Raw genomic sequence first — 25,031 nt, 5'->3', positions numbered from 1 at the left:
CTATGGAATTTCTGCAACAGTACGGCTTTCTGCTCGCCACCATGCTTCAGCAGGGTCTTTTGGGCCTGAGCCTCTATGCGCCGCTGATGGCCGGACAGCTCTCGCTGGCAAGTCCAGGGTTTTACGCGCTGGGCGGCTATATCGCGGCCATCATGCTGACCAACCCGGCCTTTTCCGGCTGGCGCGACGCGCTGGGTAACGGCATCTACCCGCTGACCTGGCTGCTCTCGGCGCTCGCCTGCGCGCTGCTCGGCGTCATCGTGGGCGTGCCCGCGCTGCGGCTGCGCGGCATTTATCTGGCGCTGGCGACAATTGCCTTCGTCGAGATCTTGCGGGTCTTGTCACTGAACCTGACCATTACTGGCGGCGCGGTGGGCCTGTTCGGCATTCCGCAGCCGTTCGGCTTTCAGGACCGCTGGCAGTACCTCTGGCTGTTTTTGCCGCTGCTGATCCTCGCACTGCTGTTCTTCCGTCAGCTCAGCAACTCGCGCACAGGCCGGGCCTTTCGGGCCATCCGCGAGGACGAGCTGGCCGCCGACGCGATGGGCGTCTCCCCCACCCGCTACAAGGTGCTGGCCTTCGTCATCGGCGCGGTGCTGGCGGGCATTGTCGGCTCGATGAGTGCGCCGTTCCTGAACACCTGGAACGCCAAGCAGGGCACGTTTGACGCCTCCGTTGCCTACCTCGCTTATGTGCTGATCGGCGGCAGCCGCAGCATATGGGGCCCGCTGGTGGGCGGAGCGCTGCTCTCCGCCTTACCGGAAGTGCTGCGGAGCCTCTCGGACTGGCGCTTGGTCATCAACGGCCTGGTACTGGTGGTGGCGAGCCTGTACCTGCCGCAGGGCATCGTCGGCCGCCTCATCCCCAAGCCAAAACCCCCCTCGCGGCCCACCCCGCCGCCCATCAACGAGGGACCATCGGGGCCACCATACACGTCGGAGACACTATGAACGTTGTGAAGACGCCATGACGGCCAGCCTGCCGAACAAGAACGCGGCCCAGGAAGCCCCGGTGCTGCTGAGCGTGCAGCACCTGACCCGGCGCTTTGGCGGCCTGGTGGCGGTCAACGACGTGTCGTTTGAAGTGCGCCGGGGAGAGATCTTCGGATTAATCGGCCCCAACGGCGCGGGCAAAACCACCCTCTTCAATCTGATGACCGGCCTGACCCCGCCTTCCAGCGGCTCCCTGAGCTTCGGCGGCCAGATGATGACCGGCCTCGCGCCGCACCAGATCGCCGCCGAGGGAATCAGCCGCACCTTCCAGAACATCCGGCTGTTCGGGCCGCTCTCGGCGCTGGAGAATGTCAAGATTGCCCAGCATACCCGCACCCGCGCTGGCCTGTGGGCCGGTATCTTTGGCCGCGACAAGGCCGAGGAGCGCCGGGTCACACTGCGGGCCTGGGAGTTGCTGGACCTGGTGGGGCTGTCTGAGCGGGCCGGGGAGCAGGCCGCCAATTTTTCCTACGGTGATCAGCGAAGGTTGGAGATCGCCCGCGCCCTGGCGACCCAGCCGCGTGCCCTACTGCTCGATGAACCGGCGGCGGGCATGAACACCGCTGAAAAGAGCGTCCTGACCAGCTTTATCCGCGAGGTCAGAGACCGCTTCGATCTGACCATCATGGTGATCGAGCATCACGTCCCGCTGGTGATGAACCTGTGTGACCGGGTGGCGGTGCTGAACTTCGGCGAGTTGATCGCCATAGGCGACCCGGCCAGCGTGCAGCGCGATCCGAAAGTGATCGAGGCCTATCTGGGAGCGTGAGGAGATGGAGACAGTAGAAGGGCAACCATTACACCCATTTACCCGCGCCCTACAGGTCCACCCGAAAGGAGCTTTCCCTGGCCTCTCCCAGAACCGACAAGCCTCAAGTATCAACTCCAGGGTGAAACTTCTGTGTCTGGTCCAGCCTGATGAGAGAGGTCAGGGTGATAACCGTGCTCACTTGATGTGCAACACGGCTTTGCATTCTTCCGCGCCAATCAACTCAATGTCACTCCGGCGATTCGGTGCCCAGTCGTCCCGCTTGAGACGCCAGCGATTCAGTACTGCTGGCTCACCGCGCCGTGTGGCCCAGTCACTGCCGTTCGGTTGGTAGCCCATGCTCTCAGACACGCGGTTAGACGCCAGATTATCAAAGAAAGCTTCACTGGCCGCTTCCGCCGCTCCAAACCCTTCAAAGGCAAGGTGAAGGATGGCGGCACGCATCTCACGTCCCAGACCTTGTTGCCGGACGCTCGGAGCCAGCCAGGAAAAACTGGTGACTGTCTGGCAAGTGTCGAAATTCACGCCGATCAAATCCTGCATTCCCACGGCCTGCTCGCCCAGTAAGATCACGAAGTATAAGCGCCAGGACTCGGGGTGAACGTTGCCCCGCCCGCGCCAGATGGCCTGAAGCCACTTCCGTTCACGCACCGGATTGTCTTCGTACAAAGACATGGGATCATCGAACGGGTAAGGTTGCCCTGCGACCACGCCACCACGAACAACGGGAAGAAGCTGGGCCAGCAGTTCATCCGTGGCCCCATGAAGTTCCAGCCTGGGCGTGATGACCTTGAGGTTCAGTGGCGGGTAGAGATTGGTAGACATGACCGCAGGAGAACACGGGGAGTCCAGAGAATCCATGCGCGAAACGGCTTATTACAGTGTTCAGTCAACGGCCCGCACCACGCGGGAGGCGGGAAGAACGCTGGGACTACTGTAAGTTGTAGAGAATGCAAAAAAGCGTTCCTCCCTTCCTCTCCAGAGGGGAGGAACGGGGAGGGAGCGCCAGCAAACCTGTTTTCCTCGCCTCCTCCCTCCCCATAAGTCCACCCGAAAGGAGCCTTTCCCTTGCCCCTCCTAGAACTCACAAACCTCAGCGTCAATTACGGCGCGATTCAGGCGGTGCGCGACCTCTCTCTCACCGTCGAGCAGGGCGAGATCGTCACCTTGATCGGCGCGAATGGGGCGGGCAAGACCACCACCCTGCGGGCCATCTCGCGGATGCTGAAGGCCAAAAGCGGCCAGATCACCTTCGAGGGCCATGACTTACTGCGCGTCACTGCCGATAAGGTGGTCACTTACGGCATTGCCCAGAGTCCCGAGGGTCGGCAGGTTCTGGCCCGGCAGAGCATTGCCGATAATCTCGAACTCGGCGCGTATATCCGCAAGGACACGGGAGGCATTCAGGCCGACATCAAGCAGATGTACGAGCGTTTTCCGCGTCTGAGCGAGCGGCGTCACCAGCTGGCCGGAACCCTGTCAGGCGGCGAACAGCAGATGTTGGCCATTGCCCGCGCCCTGATGAGCCGCCCCAAGCTGCTACTGCTTGATGAGCCGAGCCTGGGCCTCGCGCCGATCATCGTGCTGGAAATCTTCCGAATCATCAAAGAACTCAACGCCCAGGGCGTCACCATTTTGCTGGTCGAGCAAAACGCCAGGCTGGCGATGCAAACGAGCCACCGCACCTACGTCATGGAGGCTGGGCAGGTGACCTTCAGCGGCTCCTCCGCCGAGCTGGTGGGCGATGAGCGGGTGCTGCACGCCTATCTGGGCGGCTGAAACGACCAGATCTCCAACTTGATGGCGGAGGGGGACGAAGTTCACAACGAACCTGGCCTCCTCCGCTTTTCCCTCCTTCACCACCCAGGCGCTCAGCGGGTGCCGAACCCCTGGGTCCTGCCGTACTGGGTGCACTGCTGGCAAACATAGCCCGCGCCGAGTTCCCTATACCGGGGTCCATCAGGGTCTTGCAGTGCGGGGGACTGTCAATCCAGCCCTGCACGGCAGCGGCGATGGTGTAATCCGCTGCGATGTTCTCGCCGAATTCCTGCCAGCCGCGATAGCCCACCGCCCCGTTGCGCGTCACCAGGATGCGGTCGCCGCGAATGACTGATCTCCGCAGATGCAGGCATGATTGGTCTGCTCCAGCACCTTGCGCTCCCCCATCCATCATGTCCCCCGGTCCGGCGTCCCTGTTGCTGGTCATCGGTCCGCCTGTGACCTCGTTACTGCCTAGCGCGAAAGCGGAGAAGCTGAGGGCTATCAGATGCAGGGAAGCGTCATGGATGTACCTCCAGGATTGAGAAGGGGGGCGAAAAGAGGGCGGCAGGAGCATTCTTGGCCCTAGAGTCGAAATTCCCCCATGCGGCCTCCTCACGCAGCCAAGGGGCGCGTCAGCATTCATTCCCGAAGCGGGCTGAGAGTCAGCATCGACACCGTCAAGCATAGCTTCGGTGCAGTCTCAGGCCGGGCTGAACATGAAGAATCAGAGCCGAGTCTGAAGACGGTGGGCGGGAATATTCGTTTCTGGGCCGATTTGTGAGTTCTCTCTCATCAAACAAGAGGCTGCCAGAGAAATCTAAAACAAGGCCTTCGGCAGCTAAAGGTACACCCAGAGCGGATTTTTCAGTGGTATAAGAGTTCCGCCAGTCCACGCAGCCAGGCGGAACGTATGCCGCCGCATGGTGCTCCTCATGCTGACCGGGAGTATGGTAAAGATCTTGTGAATCTGATCTTTTCCTGGGCAGCCCTACGCGCCCTGACTCCCACCCCCGGCAGCGGCGGCACCCTGCGCTCGCGGCCCGAGGATTTCGTGGTCGAGGAGCGCCCCACCTACCTGCCCTCAGGCAGCGGCAATCACCTTTACCTTCACCTGGAGAAAACCGGCCACACCACCGCCCACGTCGCCCGCGAACTCAGCGCGCAGCTCGGCGTCAAGGCCAAAGACCTGGGCATCGCGGGCCTCAAGGACCGCCACGCCGTGACCCGGCAGTGGATCAGCCTCCCCGCCAAGTTCGAGGCGCGGCTGGGCGATTTCAGCTTTGAAGGCGTGCGGATTCTGGAGGTCAGCCGCCACGCCAACAAGCTGGGCCTGGGTCACCTGCGCGGCAACCGCTTCACAGTGCGGGTGCGCGCAGCGGCGGGCACAGCGGCGCAGGCACAAACCACCCTGGAGTTGCTGACCCGCCTGGGCGTGCCGAACTACTTCGGACCGCAGCGCTTCGGCCTCGGCGGACTGAATGCCGAGGAGGGGCTGAGGGTGCTGCGCGGCGAGTCGGAGCTGCGCGACCCGCAGGTGCGGCGCTTCCTGAGCAGCAGCGTGCAGAGCGCGGTGTTCAACCGCTGGGTCAGTCGGCGGCTGGAGCGGGGTCTCTTTGATGCACTGCTCAGCGGTGACATGGCCAAGAAGCACGATACCGGCGGAGTCTTTCTGGTCGAGGACGCCGAGGCCGAGTCATTGCGTGCCGAGCGAAATGAGATCAGCGCCACCGGCACCCTGTTTGGCCGAAAAACCAAACCACTGACCCTCGACGCGGGCGCGCTGGAGGCGGAGGTACTGGGCGAGTTCGGGCTGACCCCCGAGGTCTTCTCGTCGCGCAAGGGAGACCGCCGCCTGATCCGCATCTTCATGGAGGACGCCCAGGTGCAGCCCGAGGACGACGGCTATACGGTCAGCTTCGCCCTGCCCAAAGGCAGTTTCGCCACCTCGGTGCTGCGCGAACTGATGAAGACGGACGTGGACGCCCGCCAGGAGCCGGACGAGGGCAACATTGACGATGGCGGCGCAGATGAGGACGCGGGCGGCGGAGAGGCCGAGTGAAGCGCCGGGCCAGCGGCCTGCTGGCGCTGCTGATCGGTAGCTGGAGTCTGGCCGCGCCCAGCGCCGACTCGGCCATCCTGCGCCCCACCTTCGGCGGCGTGCTGCTCGAAGCCCGCCTGTCACCGGGCAGCTCAGCCAGCCTCACCGGCGTCTGGTCGGACGCGGGACACGCCAAGCTGCTGAGGTGTGCGCCGCGCTGTCAGGTGGTCAAGGAGATTCCGCTCAGCGGGCCACTTACCGTCTCGCAGAGCAGCACCTACCGGGTGGTGCTGGGCGGCACCTTCAAGCCGGGCAAGCGCGTCAAGGTGCTGCTGCGCTTCGGTCAGACCGAACTGGTCACGGTGGACGCCACGGTGGCGGCAGCGGCCCACTGAAGTCCAGCCAGACTTGACGGTGCCTGCCCACCCTGATCCCCAACTGCGCCGCGCCTTTCTGGAGACCCACTACGGCACCGCCCACGAGCGCCTGCACCTGGGCCACTCTCCGGGGCCGCCACCTTCGTGGAGCGCGCCAGGCCAGCGCTGGGCCATCCTGACCGCCTGGAATCCGCAGGGTCTTCAGCATGACCGGGCCAGCAACCTCGGAGCGCAGGAGAGGCTTCGCGCGGCGCTGTTCGGCTGGCCGCAGCTCGGGGGCGTCAATGGTGCAGGCGAGTGGACCGAACCGAGCCTGATCGTGACGGGCCTGAACTTGCGCCAGGCCACCCGGCTGGGCCAGCGCTTCGGACAGGCAGCGGTGCTGTGGGGCGTCGGTGGGCGGGCGGCGCTGGTGTGGTGCGCCGGGGGCGACGCGGGCCTACGGCTGGAGCGCTACTGGCTCACCGCGCCGCCGCTTTGATCGCTGCTGGCCTGATTCGCGAGCAGTTTGGCGGCTTCGGAGTGGCCCAGCCGCTATACTGCTCGCCCATGACCCAGCCCATCCCACCCGCTGCGGCCCCGGAGAGCATTCCAGCCCAGACCATGCCAGCGCAGATTCACCTCAGCGCCGGGGTCATGCCCGACGAACTGGCACGCTACGCGGTGGCGCTGGCCAACACGCGCGGCGGCGTCATTCAGGTGGAGGCGGGCGAGGGCAGCGCCGAGCTGCACCCCTTGCAGGTTACCCACGCCATCTTCGCCCTCAGCGGCGGGCGGCTGAGCGTCAACGTGGCGCGCTCCCAGAATGAAGGAGGCGCGGCGGCACTGAGCATCTTCGTGCCGCAGGCCCTGTACCTGCTCTCGGCCCCTGACGGCTCGGTCAGCGCCTGGGACGGTCAGACCTTCGTGCCGGTGTCGCCCGCCGACGCTCCATTGAGTGCCCAGCCGGACTACACCGCCAGCGTGCCGGTCACTGCCAGCCTGGCCGACCTCGATCCGCTGGAGGTGGCGCGTCTGCGCTCGATCTCGCACCGGGGCGCACTCTCGCAACTGGCCGACCTCGATTTCCTTCAGGAGCTGGGGCTGGTCGTGCCGGATTCAGGAGGGGAACTGCGCCCCACCATCGCCGGGATTCTGCTGGCCGGAACCGAGCGGGCGCTCAGGGCGCATCTGCCGCAGGCCGAGGTCTGCTACTACCACCACGCGGAGAGTGACGTGGAGTTTCAGTTCAGAGAAGACCTGCTTCGGCCGCTCACAGCGGCACTGGCCCGCTTGTCCGAGCTGATTCAGGCACGCAACAGTTTCACGCCGGTGCAGGTCGGCCTCTTCCGCATCGAGGTGTGGGACCACGACGAGGCCGTGTACCGCGAGGCGCTGCTCAACGCCCTGACCCACCGTGACTACCAGCTGCGCGACGTGGTGCACGTGCACCATTACCCTGACCGGCTGGAGATCATGAATCCCGGCGGCCTGAGCGGCGGCATCACGGCGGCCAACATCCTGCGCCACCAGCCCAAGCGCCGCAACCCGCTGCTGGCCGAGGCACTGGCCCGGCTTGGGCTGGTCGAGCGGGCCGGGGTGGGCGTGGACAAGATGTACGCCATGATGCTGCGCTGCGGCAAAGAGCCGCCCGAGTACCTGACCTACCCCGACGCGGTGAGCCTGAGTCTGCACAACCCCAGCTTCAACGCGCCGTTCGTGCGCTTTGTGGCCCGCAAGCAAGAAGAGATGCAGACCCTGTCACTCGACATGTTGATCGTGCTCTCACTGCTGGGGCGCGAGGGCCAGGCCAGCCGCGCCCAGCTCGCCCGCGCCCTGCAACTCCCCGAAGACCGCACGCCGAGGCTGCTGGGCATGATGGAGGAGCGCGGTTTGATCATTTCGGAGCGCGTGGGCCGTGAGCGCATCAACCGGCTGTCGGCCCAGTCGCTTGCAGCGCTGCACAGCGGGGACGCGGACCGCCGCCACGCCGCGCCGAAGCGTCCACTGCCTGCCATCCCCCGCCCAATCGCCCCGAGAAGCCCATTTCCTCCAAAGAACTCAGCCGCTCTGGAACGCGCGGCCCTGGAAGCCAGGGTGCTGGACCTGGCCCGCCGCCCGGAGGGAGTTTGCAACAGCGACGTGCGCGCCGCCTGCGACCTGAAAACCCAGAGTGCCTGGCGGGTGCTGCGCCGCCTCACCCTGGGTGGGCGACTTCGCAAGGAAGGACAGGGGCCTCGCAGCGTCCGCTATTACCTGTATCTGCCTGAACCGTGAATGCCGGACTTCGTCATATCCGCTTTCTTGATGTCGGATTTTACACACCTGCGTGGCCAGACGCAGCGGGCCCAAACCTTCAGTTGGGCTTCACCCAGCGCTGAGACATGTGCAGTCTGATGAGCGTCTGATCGCCTGCTCAGAGAGCGCTCAAGGCCGTGCCGAACGTGCCCCAGCCAGACTCATCAGATTGACAAGTGGGGACAGTGGGTGTAGTCTTCCGCTACCAAACGCTCAAACGTGGAACCGCTTCCGCACACAGGTACGACCCTTAAGGCAACACCTGACGAAGTGGCGATTTCACACGGAGGAACACATGAAGAAACCCGCCATGTTGCTCGCCCTTACCGCTGTTGCCGCTTTCGGCTCAGCGCAAGCTGTCACCCTGACGCTCGCCTGCGGCGCAGTGGGTCAGGAACTCCAACTCTGCAAAGACGGTGCCGCCCGTTGGTCCAAGCAGACCGGCAACACCGTCAAGGTCTTTGAAAGCCCCAACCTGACCAATGACCGTCTCGGTTTGTACCAGCAGCAGCTCGCCGCCAAGAGTAGCGATATCGATGTCTACCAGCTCGACGTGGTGTGGCCAGGCTTGCTTGCTCAGCACTTCGTTGACCTGAAAGGAAAAGTGACGGCTGCTGAGATCGCGGCCAACTTCAAGGGCAACATCGCTGCCGACACCGTGAACGGCAAACTGGTGGCGATGCCCTGGTACACCGACGGCGGCCTGCTCTACTACCGCACCGACCTCATGAAGAAGTACGGCTACACCGCCGCTCCCAAGACCTGGGCCGAGATGGCGACCATGGCCAAGAAAATTCAGGACGGTGAACAGAAGACCAACAAGGCGTTCGCGGGCTACGTCTTTCAGGGCAAGAACTACGAGGGCCTGACCTGCGACGCACTGGAATGGGTTTCCTCGTTCGGCGGCGGCACCATCGTCGACGACACGGGCAAGATCACCATCAACAACCCCAAAGCTGCTGCCGCGCTCAACACCGCCGCAAGCTGGGTCGGCACCATCAGCCCCAAGGGCGTCACCACCTACGACGAGGAGCCCGCGCGCGGCATCTTCCAGTCGGGCAACGCCGCCTTCATGCGGAACTGGCCCTACGCCTGGTCACTCGGCCAGAGCGCGGACAGCAAGGTCAAGGGCAAGATCGCCGTGGCCCCCTTGCCTGCTGGCCCCGGCGGCACCCCCGCTGCGGCGCTGGGCGGCTGGCAGCTCGGCGTCAGCATGTACTCCAAGAATCAGGACGCCGCGATTTCGCTGGTGCGCTACCTGACCAGCCCCGCCGAGCAGAAGATCCGTGCCATTGAAGGCTCGTTCACGCCGACCATCTCTGCTCTTTATCAGGACAAGGACGTGCTGAAGGCCAACCCCTTCTTCGGCAGCCTGCTTGACGTCTTTACCAACGCTGTGCCGCGTCCTTCCGGTCCCACCAAGGACAAGTACAACCAGGTCTCGCAGGCGTTCAGCACCGCCGTCAGCGACGTGCTGAACAAGAAGATGACCGGCACCGCCGCCGTGGCGCAGCTCCAGACCGACCTGTCGCGCGTCAAGGGTCGCGGCTGGTAAGCCCCTTCACCCAGGCTCACTGAGTCTGCCGGGGAGCGTCCATGATCAACGGGCGTTCCCCGTTTTTCAGTTCAGGAACCTGACGCTGAACTGACGCCGGGAACGCGCCGCAGGCAACGGGATTCCAAGCACCACGACGAAGACCGGAAATTTAGAAAATGCCCGCGCCGGGCCGCAGAGAACGTCCATCAGGAGGCTCACATGACCACCCTCAAGCCCAACACGCCAGCGCCTGTCCGGCATCGCGGCATCGAGGCCGCGCGTGCCCGGCAAGCCATCTGGCTACTACTACCCACCATGATCGCCATCGTGCTGGTCGCCGGGTATCCTCTGTACCGCACCATCTTCTTTTCTCTGTTTGACGCCAATCTCACCTCGCCGGATCAGCGCACGTTTCTGGGGCTGGGCAATTTCTGGTTCACCACCAGTGACGGCGTGGCGCTGGGCTTTTTGCAAGACCCCAAATGGTGGGGCGCGGTGTCGAACACACTGCTGTTCACAGTGGTGTCGGTGTTTCTGGAAACCGTCTTCGGCATGGTCATCGCGCTGGTGGTCAACAGCGCTTTTCCGGGCCGGGCCTTTCTCAGAACCGCCATGCTGGTGCCGTGGGCCATTCCCACCGTCGTCTCGGCGCAGATGTGGGCCTACATGTACAACGATTCCTTCGGACTGATCGGGCGAGGGATGCTGGGCGGCGTGGCGCTGCTGGCCAATCCCTCCAGCTCCATCTGGGCCATGATCGCGGTGGACGTCTGGAAAACCACCTCGTTCATGGCGCTGCTGATTCTGGCGGGCCTGCAAAGCCTGCCCAGCGACATGTATGAGGCCGCCGACATGGACGGCGCGAGCAAATGGACACAGTTCTGGCGCATGACCCTGCCGCTGCTGCGCCCGGCTCTGCTGGTGGCGCTGGTGTTCCGCAGCCTGGACGCCCTGCGGGTCTTCGACATCATGTCGGTGATGGTCGGCAACGTCTCGGCGGCGCGGCTCTCGATGACTGCCTACGCCCGGCAGGCTTTGATTGACAATCAGTTGCTGGGCCTGGGCAGCGCCATTTCCATCGCCATCTTCATCATCATCATGGTGATCGTGGTCGTCTACGTCACGGCCTTCCGCGTGAAGTTCGACTGAGCAGAAGGGAGCAGCCATGTACCTGAAACGCACCAATCCGGCCCTGTACTACCTTCAGCGCGTCGGCTTCTATGTTCTGGTGGTCGTGATCACCCTCTACCTGCTGGTGCCGTTCTTGTGGGCGGTGCTGACCAGCTTCCGACGGGCGGGCGATCTGTTTTTGCAGCCGATGGCTTTTGCCAGTGCGCCCTCGACGCTGAGCAACTACGCCGACGTGTTCGCCAACCCCAGCTTCCGGCTGGGCCTGCTCTACAGCCTGATCACCGCTGTCGGCGCAGTGGCGATTGCCCTGCTGTTTGGCAGTTTCGCCGCCTACGCGCTGGGCCGCTTCAAGTTCAAGTTCAAGTCGGCTGTGCTCTACATCGTGCTGGCAGTCAGCGTCTTTCCGCAGATTGCGGTGCTGGGCGGCCTTTATACCCTGATCAACTCGCTGAATCTCTACAACAACCCCGGCGGCCTGATTCTCAGCTACCTGATCTTCACCATTCCGTTCACGGTCTGGGTGCTGACTTCCTTCGTGCGCGACATCCCCGGTGAGCTGGAGGAAGCCGCGCTGGTGGACGGAGCCTCACCCTTGCAGACCCTCTTCAAGGTGCTCTTTCCGGTAATGATGCCCGCCCTGGTCACCACGGGTCTCTTGGCCTTCATCAACGCCTGGAACGAGTATCTGTTCGCCCTGACCTTCACCAGCACCAAGCGCACAGTGCCGGTGGTCATCGCCAACTATTCGGGGGCGACCCAGTTCGATCAGCCGTGGGGGCAGATCATGGCCGCCAGCATCGTGGTCACGGTGCCGCTGATCATTCTGGTGCTGGTATTCCAGCGCAACATCGTCTCGGGCCTCACGGCAGGGGCCGTCAAGGGTTAAACGCAATGCCGGTAAGTTAAGGGGTTCGGGTGGACTGGCGATGGTGTCAAGATGAAGGATGAATCTTGGCACCGCATTGCTGACCACGGCCCGCGATCAGCCACTCGATCATTTCGCCACCTTCGAGACGAGCCTCGACGCTACGTTGGTGACGCAAGCCCTTGAAGCGACGGGGACCGCTTCAGTTCGTCGCCGAAAGCTCCCGGCAGAACGGGCCGTATGGCTGATGCTTGGCATGGCGCTCTTGCGTGACCGGTCAATTCAGGCGGTGTGTGACCATTTGCATCTGATCCTCCCTGATCACACCGGGAAGACGACGATCAGTTCGGCAGGCCTGGCACAGGCACGCGACCGACTGGGAATCGCCCCCCTCAAACACCTGTTCGATGCTGTTGTCACTCGTCATGGTCGCGAGCAGCTTGACGCCAACCGTTGGCGGGGCCTGGCGGTACTCGGCATTGATGGCACGACTCTCCGGGTCCCGGACAGTGACGAGAATCGCGCGCATTTCACTCTGCCTTCGAGTGGTGCACACCGTGAGAGTGCATATCCGCAAGCGAGGGTCGTTGGTCTGATGGCGCTCGGGTCGCATTTCCTGCTGGATCTGAAGGTCGGCACATACACGGAGAGCGAGGAATCGCTCTCCAGCGGCTTCGATGAACAGCTGCCCGACCACTGTGTGCTAATGGTCGACCGGGGGCTCTTGGACGACCGACGGTTTTACCGCCATCAGCAGCGGGGCGAAGAGCGCCACTGGCTCGTACGAGCTAAAAGCAACCTGGTGTGGACGGTGTTGGAAATCCTGGGACCGAATGAGGTTATCGCTGAAGTTCCTTTTCGCAGACCTGCGCGCAGGTCTGACCCTACCTTGCCCCGCAGCATGCGGATCCGCGTCATCTGCGACCAGCTTCCAGGCTTCAAGCCACAGTGGCTGCTGACGTCGATGCTGGACGCCGAACGTTACCCGGCGGCCGAGATCATTGAGCTCTACCACCAGCGCTGGAAGCTCGAAACCGGATTTGATGAGCTCCATACGCATACCCTGGAACGATTGGAGGCATTGCGCTCTCAGACGCCAGACCGAATTCGGCAGGAACTGTTCGCGCTGGCCGTGGTGTACAACCTGGTGCGTCTGGAAATGGCCCGGGTGGCCGGTCACCTGGAGGTCAGTCCTTTACGAATTTCGTACCGGACCAGTCTGCTGCTGGTCCGGACGTTGTGGCTCAGCGCATGGGTGGTGGCAGCGGGTCGTCTTCCGCAGTATCTGGAGCAACTTACCAGTGACATCGCGTTGCTCGTACTTCCAGCGAAACGACCTCGCTCGTACCCTCGAGCCGTCAAAATCAAGATGACCCGCTATCCAAGGAAAGTGCGTGTCAGTGCCCCGCTACCTTCTTAACTTACTGGCATTGGGGTTAAACGCAGTCGAGCTTCATCTCGTGGGAGCCGGGCCAAGCGCTCGGCTCCTTTTTGCTGCGGGTCTGCTTCATCTGATTTGGTCACCTGCGCCAGACCCCCGTCAGCTCAGCGCTGCTATAGTAATCTGCTGAACGACCATTAAGAACATGAAGAAGACCCTGACGCTCTCCCCTCCGCTGGCCCGCTTCCTGAAGCTGTGGCCGGGGTTGATCGCAGCCTTCTCGCTGCTGGCGGTGTGGGGCAACCAGACGCCGCACCCGGAACAGCCGCAGCGCACCTCCTTGATGTCGGCGCTGCCTGCCGCCCCAGCGGAACTGCGCGCCCTGCCGACACCCACGCCGGGACCGGGCCTGCTGAGCGCCCCCGATCAAGCGCCAGACGTGGCCCTGCCGGTGCAGCGGCGCACTGACGTGCTGCTGGGAGCCGCACAACTGCCGCCCAGAATGCCGGACCTGACGGCGCTGGGGCGGCAACAGACCGACGGTGGCTGAGGGCGCACTCCTCCCACCGTCCCTCTCCCCTGCCCCACCTTATTCGAGTTTTCGGAGCCTGCATGACATTTAACAGTCCCAAACGACCTGTGCGCCGCAAAAAAGCCGCCCCGCAGCGGCGCAACGCCCTCACCACCACCTTCGCCATCTTCGCCGTGCTGCTGCTGAGCCTCGCTTTTATCTGGCGGCCCTGGCAGCACCGTGAGCACCCCGGTGAACTGTGGGGCAGCAACTTCAAGTTCATCACCCTGGGCCTCGACCTGGAAGGCGGGCTGCGGATGTCGCTCTCACCCGAAACTGGCACGGCCACCAAGGACCAGCTCGAACAGGTCAAGACCATCATCGAAAACCGCATCAACACGCTGGGCGTCACCGAACCCACCGTGACGGTGTCGGGCGGCAAGCGGGTGGTCGTGGAGATTCCGGGAGCCACCCCTGCCGTGCAAGACAGCGCCCGCCAGATCATCAAGCAGCAGGCCAAGCTGGAGTTCCGGGTCGTCAAGCCGGGAGCCAAGCAGGACCCGGCCGAGTTGCAGCGTAATCCGGCGTCGCTCGGTTACAAACTCTCCGATCTCGGCCCCGTCGAGGCCACCGGCGGCATCGTCTCGGGCGCGACGGCGGGCATCGATCAGCAGCGCTCCAGCGTCTGGCAGGTCAACGTCAACGTCAACCCCAAGGACGCCAAGGCTTTCGGCGACTTCACAGGCCGAAATATTCAGAAGTCGATGGCCGTGGTCCTGGACGGTCAGATCAAATCGGTGGCGACCATCCAATCGGCCCTCTACAACAACTTCCAGATCACCGGCAACTTCACTTCCGAGGACGCCACCAATCTGGCGCTGGTCCTCAAATCCGGCTCGCTGCCGATCAAGATCAAAGTGGACGAGGAGCGCGCCATCGGGCCGACGCTGGGCGCAGACGCCATCCGCAGCGGCGCAATTGCCGCGCTGGTGGGCATCGCTGCCGTCTTCTGCATGCTGTTTTTCTACTACGGCTTCTGGTTCGGGCTGGTCGGGTCGCTGGGCCTGCTGTTCAGCTCGGTGACCATCCTGGGCCTCCTCGGCGGCTTCGGAGCCACCCTGACCCTGCCGGGCATCGCCGGACTGGTGCTGACCATCGGCGCGGCGGTGGACGGCAACGTGATTTCCTTCGAGCGCATCAAGGAGGAGATGGGCCGGGGCAAAGGCCTGAAAAACGCCATCAACATGGGTTACGAGCACTCCACCCTGACCATTCTCGACGTGAACGCCTCTCACCTGCTCTCCGCCCTGGCGCTCTACAACTACGCCTCGGGGCCGGTCAAGGGCTTTGCGGTCACTTTGATCATCGGCGTATTGGCCTCGGCCTTCTCGAATCTGGTGTTTGCCAAGTGGATGCTCTACGCCCTGGCCAATAAGCGCGACTTCAAGGCTCCCTTCCGCATCGGCGTACCGAACGTGAACTTCATCAAGGCGGCCCCCATCATCACCACCGCGAGCATCCTGCTGGCCATCGCGGGCACGATCTTCGTGAGCGTCAAGGGGCTGAATTTCGGAGTGGATTTCGTCTCCGGCACCAGCATCACCGCCAAGGCCGCCCCCAGCACCACCACCGAGCAGATGCGGGACGCCGTGATCAGCGCGGGAGTCGCAGGCGTGACCGGGCAGAGCACCAGCATCCAGCGCGAACTCAGCGCCACCACCAGCGGCGTCACCTACACCATCAAGGTGCCGCAGATCAACAGTGACCAGGTCAAGGCCATCACCGCCAAGATCGACGCGCTGCCGGGCGGTGAGGTCGGGCAGACCGAAACGGTGTCGCCGTCGGTGGGCGCTGACCTGACCCAGCAGACCATCTACGCCGTGCTGGTGGGGCTGGGACTCATTCTGGTGTACGTCTGGTTCCGCTTCGACTTCGTGATGGGCTTCGGCTCGATTGTCGCCGTGCTGCACGACGTGGCCATCGTGATGGGCCTCTACGCCGTCGCGCGGCTGGAATTCAACATCGCCTCGGTGGCGGCCCTATTGACCCTGATCGGTTACTCGCTCAACGATTCGATCATCGTTTCCGACCGCATCCGCGAGAACCTGAAACTGCTGCGCGGCAGGAGCTACCGCGAGATCGTCAACATCTCAATCAACCAGACGCTCTCGCGCACCGTCATGACCTCGATCAGCACCATGCTGCCGCTGTTCAGCTTGCTGATTTTCGGCGGCCCGGTACTGCGCGACTTCTCCATCGCGCTGATCCTGGGCATTCTGATCGGCACCTATTCGAGCATCTATATCGTGGCCCCGATGGTGGTGCTGCTCGAAGAGCGCATGGGCAAGAAGGCCGTGACCGGCACGGCAACGCCGACCACGAAGTAAAGACCTTAAAGAAGAGGCGGGCAGCTGAGAAGCTGACCCGCCTTTTTCGTGGCTTTACCCCGTCGCCGCCCCCTGCAAGCAGGTCTACGACTCTCCCTCAGCTCTCCCACAGGGGCGACAGATGAAAAGATACCTTTTCGAGTCCCTGGCCCATTTCTAGCTGTGGTACACCCAGATTCCGTTCTCCAGGCTGCGGCCAATCGCGCCGCCCAGCCGCAGGTACTCGGCGTGCGCCAGCGTCTCGGCCACAGCGAAGCGGCGACCCGTGAGGGGCAACTCACGGGCAAACAGCACGAAGCTCAGGTCGTAGGCGTGGCGGGGCCGTTCCTGCACGGCGGCCAGCAGCTCGCCTAAGCGCTCCAGGTGATGCTCCCAAATCTCGCCCGCCCGCGCCGCCACCCCGTCCATCGTCGGCCCGTAGTGCCCCACCACCGCCCGTCCCGGATTCAGCGCCCTGAGCTTTTCCAGTGTGGCGAAGTAATCGCCCAGCGGATCGGGCCGCCCCCCCACATACAGGCCGATGTTGGGGGTGATGCGCGGCAAGATGGCGTCGCCCGCGATCAACATCCCGGTCTCCGGTTGCCACAGCCCCAGATGACCGTCGGCGTGACCGGGAAGCCACAGCACCTGCCACTCGACGTTGTCCAGCGGCACGCTCTGGCCCTCGCTCAGCGGCGTCAGGCGGGCAGCAGGCCGCACCCACTCGGCAGTCTGCGCCTCGCCTACGCCAAAATTCGGCGGCGCACCATGTTCGGCAAAAAACTGCTGCTGGGCGGGCAACTGGGTGTCCCAGTCTGACCAGAGCTTCTCCTGTTTTACCGAGTGATCAAGGAGTTGCACCGACGCGCCGCTGCGCTCCTCGATCAGCCCGGCCAGGCCATAGTGATCGGGGTGAATGTGGGTCACGATGACGCGCTCGATATCGGGCCAGTGCAGGCCCAGTTCGCTGAGCGCGGCCTCCAGGGCCTGCTGGGCCCCAGGTGTGTGAATGCTGGTGTCAATCAGCGTGACGGGCGAAGAGAGATCGATCAGTACCGTCACCGTTTTCATCGGCAGGGGAATCGGGATCTGGACGGCGTAAAGGGTGCCGCCCAGATGGTGCAGGGCGGGCGAGTGAGCGGTGGCGGTCATGGCTTAACCTAGCATCCGGCCTTGAACCCGGTGCAAAATTGTTGGAGCGCTCGTTTTCAGGGGTGAGCGCCCTGAAGCTGACAGATGCCTGACAAGTCAGTGACGCGGGGCTGACAAACCGCCAGCAGAGTGTGAGGCATGAAGAAGCTCCTGACCCTGGGCCTCGGCCTGGTGACCCTGACCGCCGCTGCCGCCTCTGCCGAAACCATCACCGGCGCGGGCAGCTCGTTTGTCTACCCGCTCTACACCAAGATGTTCGCCGAGTACAAGAAGACCAGCGGCACCGACGTCAACTACCAGTCGGTCGGCTCCGGCGCGGGCCAGCAGCAGATCATCGCCCGCACGGTGGACTTCGGGGCCAGCGACAACCCCATGAGCGACGAGACCATGAAGACCGCTCCCGGCAAGCTGCTGCACATTCCCACCGCCATCGGCGCAGTGGTGGCCTCCTACAATGTCCCCGGCGTGACCACCCAGCTTCAGTTCACCGGCCCGCTGCTGGCCGACATCTACCTCGGCAAAATCAAGCTGTGGAACGACCCGGCCATCAAGAAGCTCAACCCCGACGTGGCGCTGCCTGGCCTGCCGATCACGGTGGCACGCCGCTCGGACGGCTCCGGCACCACCGCCGTGTTTACCGACTACCTCAGCAAGATCAGCACCGAGTGGAAGACCAAGGTCGGCAGCGCCAACAGTGTGCAGTGGCCGGTGGGCGTGGGCGGCAAGGGCAATGACGGCGTGGCCGGAATCGTCAAGAGCACGCCCGGCGCAATCGGTTACATCGAGCTGACCTACGCCAAGCAGAACAAACTGCTGTTCGGCTCGGTGCAAAACCACGCGGGTAAGTTCATCGTGCCCGACAACGGCCCGGCCGCGCTGGCCGCCCAAGGCGTGGTCATTCCCGCCGACACCCGCGTCAGCATCACCAACAGTGCCAACGCGGGCGCATACCCGATCTCCAGCTTCACCTACGTCATCTTCTACCAGGACCAGAAGTACGGCAACCGCACCCAGGCCCAGGCCAAAGAGTTCAAGAACCTGCTGAGCTGGATGGTCGGGGCGGGCCAGCAGTACAACGAGCCGCTGGACTACGCCAAGCTGCCCGCCAACGTGGTCAACAAGACCAAGACCATTCTCAACAGCGTGACCTACGGCGGCGCGAAGCTCTGATCTCCAGACGTTGAACTCCCACGCGGGGCGCTCTGTTCGGGGCGCTCCGATTTTGATGGAGTTGCCGGGCCGTGACTTTTTGCTCAGGCTGACCTGGCCCTGACACCCGGCAGGTGAAATACTTTCACGCGCCCTTGCCACGCGCCTCAAAGGCCACGCATGAATGAAACGCTCCCCAGAAAAGTGAAGCTGCCGCGTCTCAGTTCCAGAGGTGACGGCATTTTCCGCACGGTCATCATCGGCCTGTCGCTGATCATCGTCCTGACCTTCGTGCTGAGCATCGTGCTGCTGGGCCAGCAGTCATGGCCCGCCATCCAGAAGTTCGGGCTGGGGTTTTTGACCACCAACGTCTGGAATCCGGTGACCAGCGAGTACGGAGCGCTGAGCCTGGTGATGGGCACGCTGCTGACCAGCTTTCTGGCGCTGCTGATCAGTGTGCCGCTGGCGATTGCCTCGGCCCTCTTCGTGGCTGAGTACGCGCCCAAGTGGCTGGCCAATCCGGTGGGCTACCTGGTCGAGTTGCTGGCCGCCGTGCCGAGCGTGGTATACGGACTGTGGGCGCTGTTTGCGCTCAAGCCGCTGTTTCAGCAGGTGCAGCTGTGGCTGTATACCAGCAATCCGAACCTGGCGAACCACTGCACCACCCTGTTCAACGATAACAAGACCTCATTGCCGTGTTTTTTTATGCCGCAAACCTTTACCGGGCTGGGCTTCTTGCTTGCTGTGATCATCCTGACGATCATGATTCTGCCGTTTACCGCCTCTGTCGCCCGCGACGTCATCCGGCTGGTGCCCGCCGATCAGCGCGAGGCCATGTACGCGCTGGGCGCGACCAAATGGGAAGTCATCAGCCTGGCGATCCTGCCCTATGCCCGCGCGGGCATCATGGGCGGCGTGATTCTGGCGCTGGGCCGGGCGCTGGGCGAGACGCTGGCGGTGGCGATGGTCATCGGCAATACCCCCGAGGTCATCAAGAACATCTGGTCCCCGACAGCCACGATGGCCTCGATGATCGCCAACCAGTTCGGTGACGCCCGCGAAGGCCTCCAGCGTTCCAGCGTGGTGGGCCTGGGCCTGACCCTCTTTTTCGTCAGCGTGTTTGTCAACCTGATCGCCCGCACGATCATTCTGCGGATGACGCCGAAGGGGCTGTGATGCCCGTGAAGCCTGCCAAAAGGAGTCTGTGAGATGGCCGTGTCACAACTGACCCCGCGCTTGACCAGGAGCGGCCTGAGCAGTGGCCGCAAATCCAAGAATGCCCTGATGGGCGTGATGATCGGCCTCGGCACCGCTCTGGTGGTGGCCCCGCTGATCCTGATCTTCGGCTTTTTGCTGATCAAAGGCGTCGGGGCGCTCAACCTGGATTTCTTTCTCAAGAACCCGGCCCCCGAGGGCGAAACGGGCGGCGGCTGGGCCAACGCCATCACCGGCTCGCTGCTGATTCTGGCGATGGCCGCCGTGCTGGGCGTGGTGGTGGGCGTGGCGGGCGGCATCTTTCTGGCCGAGTTCCCGCGCCACCGCCTGATGCCCACCATCCGGATGCTCAGTGACGTGCTCAGCGGGATTCCTGCCATCGTGATGGGCCTGGTGGTCTACGCGCTGGTGGTTAAACCGATGGGCCACTTCAGCGCTCTGGCGGGCGGCATCGCGCTGGGCCTGCTGATGGTGCCGATTGTCGTGCGAACCACCGAGGAAGTGCTGAAGCTGGTGCCGCTCTCGGTGCGCGAGGCGGGGCTGGCACTGGGGCTGCCGCAGTGGAAAGTCATTCTGAGCATCGTGCTGCCCGCCGCCAGCGGCGGCATCATCACCGGGCTGATGCTGGCCCTGGCCCGCGTGGCTGGCGAGGCTGCGCCGCTGCTGTTCACCGCTTTCGGCAGCAACCTGGTCAACCTCAATCCGCTGCAACCCACCAGCGCCCTGCCGCTGCAAATCTACATTGGGGCCACCAGCGCCTACGACGAGAACCAGCGGCTGGCCCAGGCCGGAGCGCTGCTGCTGATCAGCATCATTTTCGTGACCTCGCTACTGGCCCGCTTCGCCAACAGGCCGCGCCACTGACTCCCCCAAAGGAATTCCCATGACCCAGCTTCTCACCGCCAGCAACGTGGACATCTATTACGGCAGCAAGCAGGCCGTCAAACAGGTCAACCTGAAGGTCGAAAAGGGTACGGTCAACGCACTGATCGGCCCCAGCGGCTGCGGCAAGACCACCTTCCTGCGGGCCATCAACCGGATGCACGACCTGACCCCCGGCGCGCGGGTGGAGGGCCAGATTCTGCTCGACGGTCAGGACATCTATTCCAGCGACATTGACCCGGTGGAGGTGCGCCGCCGGGTGGGCATGGTGTTTCAAAAACCCAACCCTTTCCCCACCATGAGCGTGTTCGACAACGTGGTGAGCGGCCTCAAGCTGGCCGGGATGCGCGACCACAAGGCGCTGATGGAGATCGCCGAGCGCTCGCTGCGCGGCGGAGCGCTGTGGGACGAGGTCAAGGACCGCCTCAAGTCGCCCGCCACCGGACTCTCGGGCGGGCAGCAGCAGCGGCTGTGCATTGCCCGCGCCCTGGCCGTCGAGCCGGAAATCCTGCTGATGGACGAGCCGACCTCGGCGCTTGACCCGGCCAGCACCGCCAGGATCGAAGATCTGATGACCGAGCTGAAAAAAGTCACGACCATCATCATCGTGACCCACAACATGCACCAGGCGGCCCGCGTCTCGGACACCACCAGCTTTTTTCTCAACGGCGACTTGGTTGAGCATGGCCAGACCGATCAGATTTTCACCTCGCCGCGCGACGAGCGCACCGAGGCGTATGTCACGGGCCGTTTCGGCTAAACTGGGTTCCAGCATGGTATCGGGGCGGGGCCGCTTTGGCCCGCTCTTTTTGCTGGCCCGTCCATGACACCCCGCTCACCCAGGCAAGGCAGACTGACTTCTATGACCACCAGCCCCCACACTCCCACCAGGGCGCAGCTCACCGCCCGCTTTCTGCGGATGCTCAGCATCACGCTCGAGCAGGTCTCCCTCTTGCAGAGCGCAGTGGGCCGGGGCGCGTTCGCGGGCCTGGCCATTCGCACCGCTGAGCTGGAGCGCGAGACCGACGTGCTAGAAGACGAACTCGAGGAACTGTGCCTGAGCGCCCTGGCACGGCCCCTGACCGACACCGATCTGCACTTCTACGTGATGGTATTTCGCAGCCTGGCCGATCTGGAGCGGGTCGGCGACTATGGACGGCAGGTCGGACGCGATCTGGAGGCGCTGGAACCGCTGGCCCAGACGGCGGCGCTGCAAGACGTGCTGCCGATGGCCCGCTTGCTGAGCAGCATGCTGGAGCGGCTGGCCTACGCCTTCGCCGAGCGCGACCTCAGCGGGGCTCGGGACGTGATGCGGCTCGACTCCGAGCAGGTTGATGCCCTCTATGAGCAGCTTCAGCGCGCTTCTCTCACCCGCATTCTGGAAAACCCCGAGGACATCGGCGCAGCGCTGACTGCCACCCGCATGGCCCGCAGCCTGGAGCGGCTGGGCGACCATGTGGTCAACGTGGCCGAGCGGCTGGAAGCCAATATGTTGCAGGCCGGGGACTGAGTAGCGGACAGGGCCTCTCCCCTGCCCGCTGCTCTGCCCCAGCCTGCTGTTACTCCGTCCAGCGCTTGAACACCAGCACCGCGTTCTGGCCGCCGAAAGCAAAGGAATTGCTCATGGCGTACTCGACCTGCTGCTCACGCGCGCCCTCGGGGATGTAATCGAGGTCGAGTTCAGGGTCAGGATCGTCCGCCAGGTTGATGGTCGGCGGCAAGATGCCCTCGTGCAGCGCCTGGGCCACCGCAATGGCCTCCATCGCCCCTGCCGCGCCGAGCAAATGGCCGGTCATGGACTTGGTGCTGCTGACGGCCAGCTTGTGGGCGTGGTCGCCGTAGACAGCTTTAATCGCCAGGGTCTCGTTGAGGTCGTTGGCCGGGGTGGACGTGCCGTGCGCGTTGATATAGCCGACCTGCTCGGGGTTGACACCGCCCGCCTTGAGCGCCTGACGCATCGCCACCTGCGCGCCCCGGCCTTCCGGCGCAGGCATGGTGATATGGTAGGCGTCGGCGGAGGTGCCGTAGCCGACCACCTCGGCGTAAATGGTCGCGCCGCGCTTCCTGGCGTGCTCCAGTTCTTCCAGCACCACCACCGCGCCGCCCTCGCCCAGCACGAACCCGTCGCGGCTGGCGGCGAAGGGACGGCTGGCCCGCTCGGGGTCGGCATTGTGCGAGGCAGTCAGGGCATGCATGTTGCCGAAGCCGCCGATGGTCAGGCCGGTGATGGCCGCTTCCGCGCCACCTGCCAGCATCACATCGGCCAGGCCGAGCTGAATGATCCGGGCGGCGTCGCCAATCGCGCCCGAGCCGGTGGCGCAGGCGGTGACCACGGTGCTGCTCGGGCCGGTTGCGCCGAAGCGCATGGCAATGTGCCCGGTGGCCATGTTGGCGATCATCATCGGAATGAACAGCGGGCTGATCCTTGAGGGACCGCGCTCCACCATCAGCTTGGCCTGATCCTCGAAGGTCTTCATACCGCCGATGCCGCTGCCGACCAGCGTGCCCGTGCGCTCGCCCGCCAGGTCTTCTTTGCTGATGCCGCTATCCTTCACCGCCAGCTCGGCGGCGGCCAGGGCAAGCTGTACATAGCGGTCGAGCTTCTTGGCTTCCCGCGCCTCGATAAACGGGCTGAGGTCGTCATGAACCTCCCCGGCAATCTGCGCCCGGCACATGCTGGCGTCAAAGTGGGTGATCGGGCCGACCCCACTCTTGCCCGCCCGCTGCGCCTCGGCAAAGACTTTTGCCCCCATGCCAATCGGGCTGACCGGCCCCAGTCCGGTGACGACCACTCGTTTGATGTCCATCGTTGTGTCCTCCAGCCTCGCGGCCTGGGCCTTCATGGTGAGGGGCGAACACGGCTTTTCCGCATCCGCCCCCGGCCCGACCTTGCGCGGCGTTACTGCTGGCTGCTGATGTAGTCCACGGCGGCCTGCACCGTACGGATGTTCTCGGCGGCCTCGTCACTGATGGTCACGCCGAACTGGTCTTCCAGGCCCATGATCAGCTCGACGGTCTCCAGGCTGTCCGCGCCGAGGTCCTCGACGAAACGGGACTCGGGCGTCACCTTGTCGGCTTCGACGCCGAGCTTGTCCACGATCACATTCTTGACTTGTTCGTAAGTATCCATAATGGTTCCTCCTGAGCAGTGATGTGCTTTGGCTTGCGACAGTCTACACGGGGCGGGCAACCGGAGGAAGCCGGGGGAACTGAGTCTAAATTAGAGCCGAAGCCCGGTTTGCCGATCACGCGGGCCTCTAAAGCTTGCAGTATGCGGCTTCGCAGCACGCCGCAGGCACGACCCTCAGCGGCGGCTACGAGATCGTCAAGAAGCTGGCGGCCTGCAAATAAACTGCCCCCTCAGTGCGGATACAGCCCGCCGTCCACCCCGATGACCTGCCCGGTGATATAGCCCGCCGCATCGGAGGCGAGGAAGCCCACCAACGCGGCCACATCCTCTGGCTGGCCCAGGCGACCCAGCGGAATGGCGGCCACGTAGCCCGCCTTCTGGGTTTCGCTCAGGGCGTCGGTCATGTCGGAGGCGATAAATCCGGGGGCCAGTGCGTTCACGGTGATGTTGCGGCCTCCGTACTCCTTGGCGAGCGCCTTGGTCAGCCCGATCAGGCCCGCCTTGCTGGCGACGTAATTGGCCTGACCGGGGTTGCCCATCAGACCCACCACGCTGGACACATTGATGATTCGTCCGCTTTTCGCCCGCATCATGATCTTGATGGCGGCCCGGCAGGCGGCGAAAGCACTGCTCAGGTTGGTCTGAATGACGGCGTCCCAGTCCTCGTCCTTCATGCGGATGGCGAGGCCATCGCGGGTGATTCCGGCGTTGTTGACCAGCACATGCAGGCCGCCCATCTGGACCGCCACGTCCTCCACCAGTTTGCCCGCGTTGGCAGGCACCGAGAGGTCAGCCTTGAAGGTCTGGGCGACGCCGCCCGCCGCGCGAATCTGCTCGGCCAGCGCCTCGGCTTCCTGGCTGCTGCGCCCGTAGTGAACGGCCACCGCAAAGCCGTCAGCGGCCAGTTTGAGGGCCATCGCTCTACCGAGGCCACGCCCAGCTCCGGTGATGAGAGCGACGCGTTGGGGGATGGTTGGGTTGGTCATGGAGTTCCTTTCGTCAGCTCGAATAAAGTCGTCTCGCCTGGCAGGGAACATTGCCAGAACCAGTAGACAAGCGTCGCGTCCCTGCTGTCGGCAGAGCAGGTCAGTTTCAGATCGGTCTTGCCCGAGCGCTTCAAAGTCAGATCAGCAAATTCTGGAGCAGGTGAATTCTGGGCTTTCAAGTAGCTGTGCAGCGAACCGCCGTTCACCGTACCCGCCACCGTCAGCGCCTCACTGTCCAGACTGCCCGTTCCAGATACCTGATACTGGCGGGTCGTGTCGTAAGTGGCGGTCAGTTGCAGGCCCAATGCCTGGCTGGTGGTGCTACCATTCCACGTTCCGCGCAGCACGCTGGGATGGGTGGCCAGGGAAATGGGGAGTGGTTTGAATCCCACGTCCCGGTTACAGGCCGTGACCGCCGCCATCATGAGTAAGGCAGGAGCAAGCAATTTCATAATAAGTCATTGTCTATGCTGCTGAACTGCGACGCAAGCCAGAAGGCCTTTTCGGCACGT

General features: G+C 63.8%; 24 protein-coding genes. 18 read left to right on the top strand and 6 right to left on the bottom strand.

What is annotated here, in order from left to right; translation table 11 throughout:
* Positions 1-2: 2 nt before the first annotated feature.
* Both N0D28_RS06180 and N0D28_RS06175 read left to right on the top strand, forming a co-directional pair.
* Positions 3-950, top strand: coding sequence for a branched-chain amino acid ABC transporter permease (locus N0D28_RS06180; RefSeq protein ID WP_260561495.1), 948 nt, complete (start codon positions 3-5; stop codon positions 948-950).
* A gap of 16 nt (positions 951-966) precedes the next feature.
* On the top strand, positions 967-1,761 hold the full coding sequence (locus tag N0D28_RS06175; RefSeq protein ID WP_260561494.1) for an ABC transporter ATP-binding protein: 795 nt from the start codon (positions 967-969) through the stop codon (positions 1,759-1,761).
* 177 nt (positions 1,762-1,938) lie between these two features.
* On the opposite strand, the gene N0D28_RS06170 is transcribed toward N0D28_RS06175, so the two are convergent.
* Positions 1,939-2,586 carry a GNAT family N-acetyltransferase gene (locus N0D28_RS06170; RefSeq protein ID WP_260561493.1) on the bottom strand — a complete coding sequence of 216 codons (648 nt, stop codon included), beginning with the start codon at positions 2,584-2,586 and terminating at the stop codon, positions 1,939-1,941.
* A 243-nt stretch (positions 2,587-2,829) separates the two neighbouring features.
* Here N0D28_RS06170 and N0D28_RS06165 point away from each other — a divergent pair, with 243 nt between their 5' ends.
* The 11 genes from N0D28_RS06165 (at position 2,830) to secD (ending at position 16,026) form a co-directional block, all read left to right on the top strand.
* Entirely contained in the window at positions 2,830-3,540 is a 711-nt protein-coding gene (locus tag N0D28_RS06165) for an ABC transporter ATP-binding protein (protein WP_260561492.1), read from the top strand.
* A gap of 943 nt (positions 3,541-4,483) precedes the next feature.
* Positions 4,484-5,581: a tRNA pseudouridine(13) synthase TruD gene (gene truD / locus N0D28_RS06160; RefSeq protein WP_260561491.1), complete on the top strand. Its 1,098-nt coding sequence runs from the start codon at positions 4,484-4,486 to the stop codon at positions 5,579-5,581.
* Positions 5,578-5,955: a hypothetical protein gene (locus tag N0D28_RS06155; protein WP_260561490.1), complete on the top strand. Its 378-nt coding sequence runs from the start codon at positions 5,578-5,580 to the stop codon at positions 5,953-5,955. Before truD ends, N0D28_RS06155 begins: the two co-directional genes overlap by 4 nt.
* 19 nt (positions 5,956-5,974) lie before the next feature.
* Positions 5,975-6,418, top strand: a complete 444-nt coding sequence (locus N0D28_RS06150) for a DUF3293 domain-containing protein (protein ID WP_260561489.1) — start codon at positions 5,975-5,977, stop codon at positions 6,416-6,418.
* 68 nt (positions 6,419-6,486) lie between these two features.
* On the top strand, positions 6,487-8,193 hold the full coding sequence (locus N0D28_RS06145) for an ATP-binding protein (RefSeq protein ID WP_376777659.1): 1,707 nt from the start codon (positions 6,487-6,489) through the stop codon (positions 8,191-8,193).
* A 316-nt stretch (positions 8,194-8,509) separates the two neighbouring features.
* A complete protein-coding gene (locus N0D28_RS06140) occupies positions 8,510-9,769 on the top strand; it encodes an ABC transporter substrate-binding protein (RefSeq protein ID WP_260561488.1) in 1,260 nt (419 codons plus the stop codon).
* A gap of 201 nt (positions 9,770-9,970) precedes the next feature.
* Positions 9,971-10,900, top strand: coding sequence for a carbohydrate ABC transporter permease (locus N0D28_RS06135; protein WP_260561487.1), 930 nt, complete (start codon positions 9,971-9,973; stop codon positions 10,898-10,900).
* Positions 10,901-10,916: 16 nt separating this feature from the next.
* Positions 10,917-11,768 (top strand): carbohydrate ABC transporter permease, encoded by an 852-nt coding sequence (locus N0D28_RS06130; protein WP_260561486.1) that lies wholly within the window; start codon positions 10,917-10,919, stop codon positions 11,766-11,768.
* A gap of 58 nt (positions 11,769-11,826) precedes the next feature.
* Positions 11,827-13,167 carry an IS4 family transposase gene (locus N0D28_RS06125; protein WP_260561485.1) on the top strand — a complete coding sequence of 447 codons (1,341 nt, stop codon included), beginning with the start codon at positions 11,827-11,829 and terminating at the stop codon, positions 13,165-13,167.
* A 166-nt stretch (positions 13,168-13,333) separates the two neighbouring features.
* Positions 13,334-13,678: a hypothetical protein gene (locus N0D28_RS06120; protein ID WP_260561484.1), complete on the top strand. Its 345-nt coding sequence runs from the start codon at positions 13,334-13,336 to the stop codon at positions 13,676-13,678.
* A gap of 62 nt (positions 13,679-13,740) precedes the next feature.
* Positions 13,741-16,026 (top strand): protein translocase subunit SecD, encoded by a 2,286-nt coding sequence (gene secD, locus N0D28_RS06115; RefSeq protein ID WP_260561483.1) that lies wholly within the window; start codon positions 13,741-13,743, stop codon positions 16,024-16,026.
* A 156-nt stretch (positions 16,027-16,182) separates the two neighbouring features.
* Here the strand turns inward: secD and N0D28_RS06110 are convergent, their stop codons facing one another.
* On the bottom strand, positions 16,183-17,157 hold the full coding sequence (locus tag N0D28_RS06110; protein ID WP_260561482.1) for an MBL fold metallo-hydrolase: 975 nt from the start codon (positions 17,155-17,157) through the stop codon (positions 16,183-16,185).
* A 138-nt stretch (positions 17,158-17,295) separates the two neighbouring features.
* Here N0D28_RS06110 and pstS point away from each other — a divergent pair, with 138 nt between their 5' ends.
* From pstS to N0D28_RS06085, 5 genes are all read left to right on the top strand, one after another.
* Positions 17,296-18,327 (top strand): phosphate ABC transporter substrate-binding protein PstS, encoded by a 1,032-nt coding sequence (pstS, locus tag N0D28_RS06105; protein WP_260561481.1) that lies wholly within the window; start codon positions 17,296-17,298, stop codon positions 18,325-18,327.
* A 159-nt stretch (positions 18,328-18,486) separates the two neighbouring features.
* Positions 18,487-19,482: a phosphate ABC transporter permease subunit PstC gene (pstC, locus tag N0D28_RS06100; protein WP_260561480.1), complete on the top strand. Its 996-nt coding sequence runs from the start codon at positions 18,487-18,489 to the stop codon at positions 19,480-19,482.
* Positions 19,483-19,515: 33 nt separating this feature from the next.
* Positions 19,516-20,385 carry a phosphate ABC transporter permease PstA gene (gene pstA, locus N0D28_RS06095; RefSeq protein ID WP_260561479.1) on the top strand — a complete coding sequence of 290 codons (870 nt, stop codon included), beginning with the start codon at positions 19,516-19,518 and terminating at the stop codon, positions 20,383-20,385.
* Between the two features lie 19 nt (positions 20,386-20,404).
* Positions 20,405-21,163, top strand: a complete 759-nt coding sequence (gene pstB / locus N0D28_RS06090; protein ID WP_260561478.1) for a phosphate ABC transporter ATP-binding protein PstB — start codon at positions 20,405-20,407, stop codon at positions 21,161-21,163.
* Between the two features lie 102 nt (positions 21,164-21,265).
* Complete coding sequence (locus N0D28_RS06085) at positions 21,266-21,913, top strand: phosphate signaling complex PhoU family protein (protein WP_260561477.1); 648 nt, start codon at positions 21,266-21,268, stop codon at positions 21,911-21,913.
* A gap of 49 nt (positions 21,914-21,962) precedes the next feature.
* On the opposite strand, the gene fabF is transcribed toward N0D28_RS06085, so the two are convergent.
* The 4 genes from fabF to N0D28_RS06065 form a co-directional block, all read right to left on the bottom strand.
* Positions 21,963-23,210 carry a beta-ketoacyl-ACP synthase II gene (fabF, locus tag N0D28_RS06080; protein ID WP_260561476.1) on the bottom strand — a complete coding sequence of 416 codons (1,248 nt, stop codon included), beginning with the start codon at positions 23,208-23,210 and terminating at the stop codon, positions 21,963-21,965.
* Between the two features lie 92 nt (positions 23,211-23,302).
* A complete protein-coding gene (acpP, locus tag N0D28_RS06075) occupies positions 23,303-23,533 on the bottom strand; it encodes an acyl carrier protein (RefSeq protein WP_260561475.1) in 231 nt (76 codons plus the stop codon).
* Positions 23,534-23,763: 230 nt separating this feature from the next.
* On the bottom strand, positions 23,764-24,519 hold the full coding sequence (gene fabG, locus N0D28_RS06070) for a 3-oxoacyl-[acyl-carrier-protein] reductase (protein WP_260561474.1): 756 nt from the start codon (positions 24,517-24,519) through the stop codon (positions 23,764-23,766).
* Entirely contained in the window at positions 24,516-24,971 is a 456-nt protein-coding gene (locus N0D28_RS06065; protein WP_260561473.1) for a hypothetical protein, read from the bottom strand. Before N0D28_RS06065 ends, fabG begins: the two co-directional genes overlap by 4 nt.
* Positions 24,972-25,031: the final 60 nt, after the last annotated feature.

This window comes from Deinococcus rubellus, from assembly GCF_025244745.1.
GTDB lineage: Bacteria > Deinococcota > Deinococci > Deinococcales > Deinococcaceae > Deinococcus > Deinococcus rubellus.
Note: the sequence above shows the minus strand (reverse complement) of the source record. Positions and strands in the feature narration are given on the sequence as shown.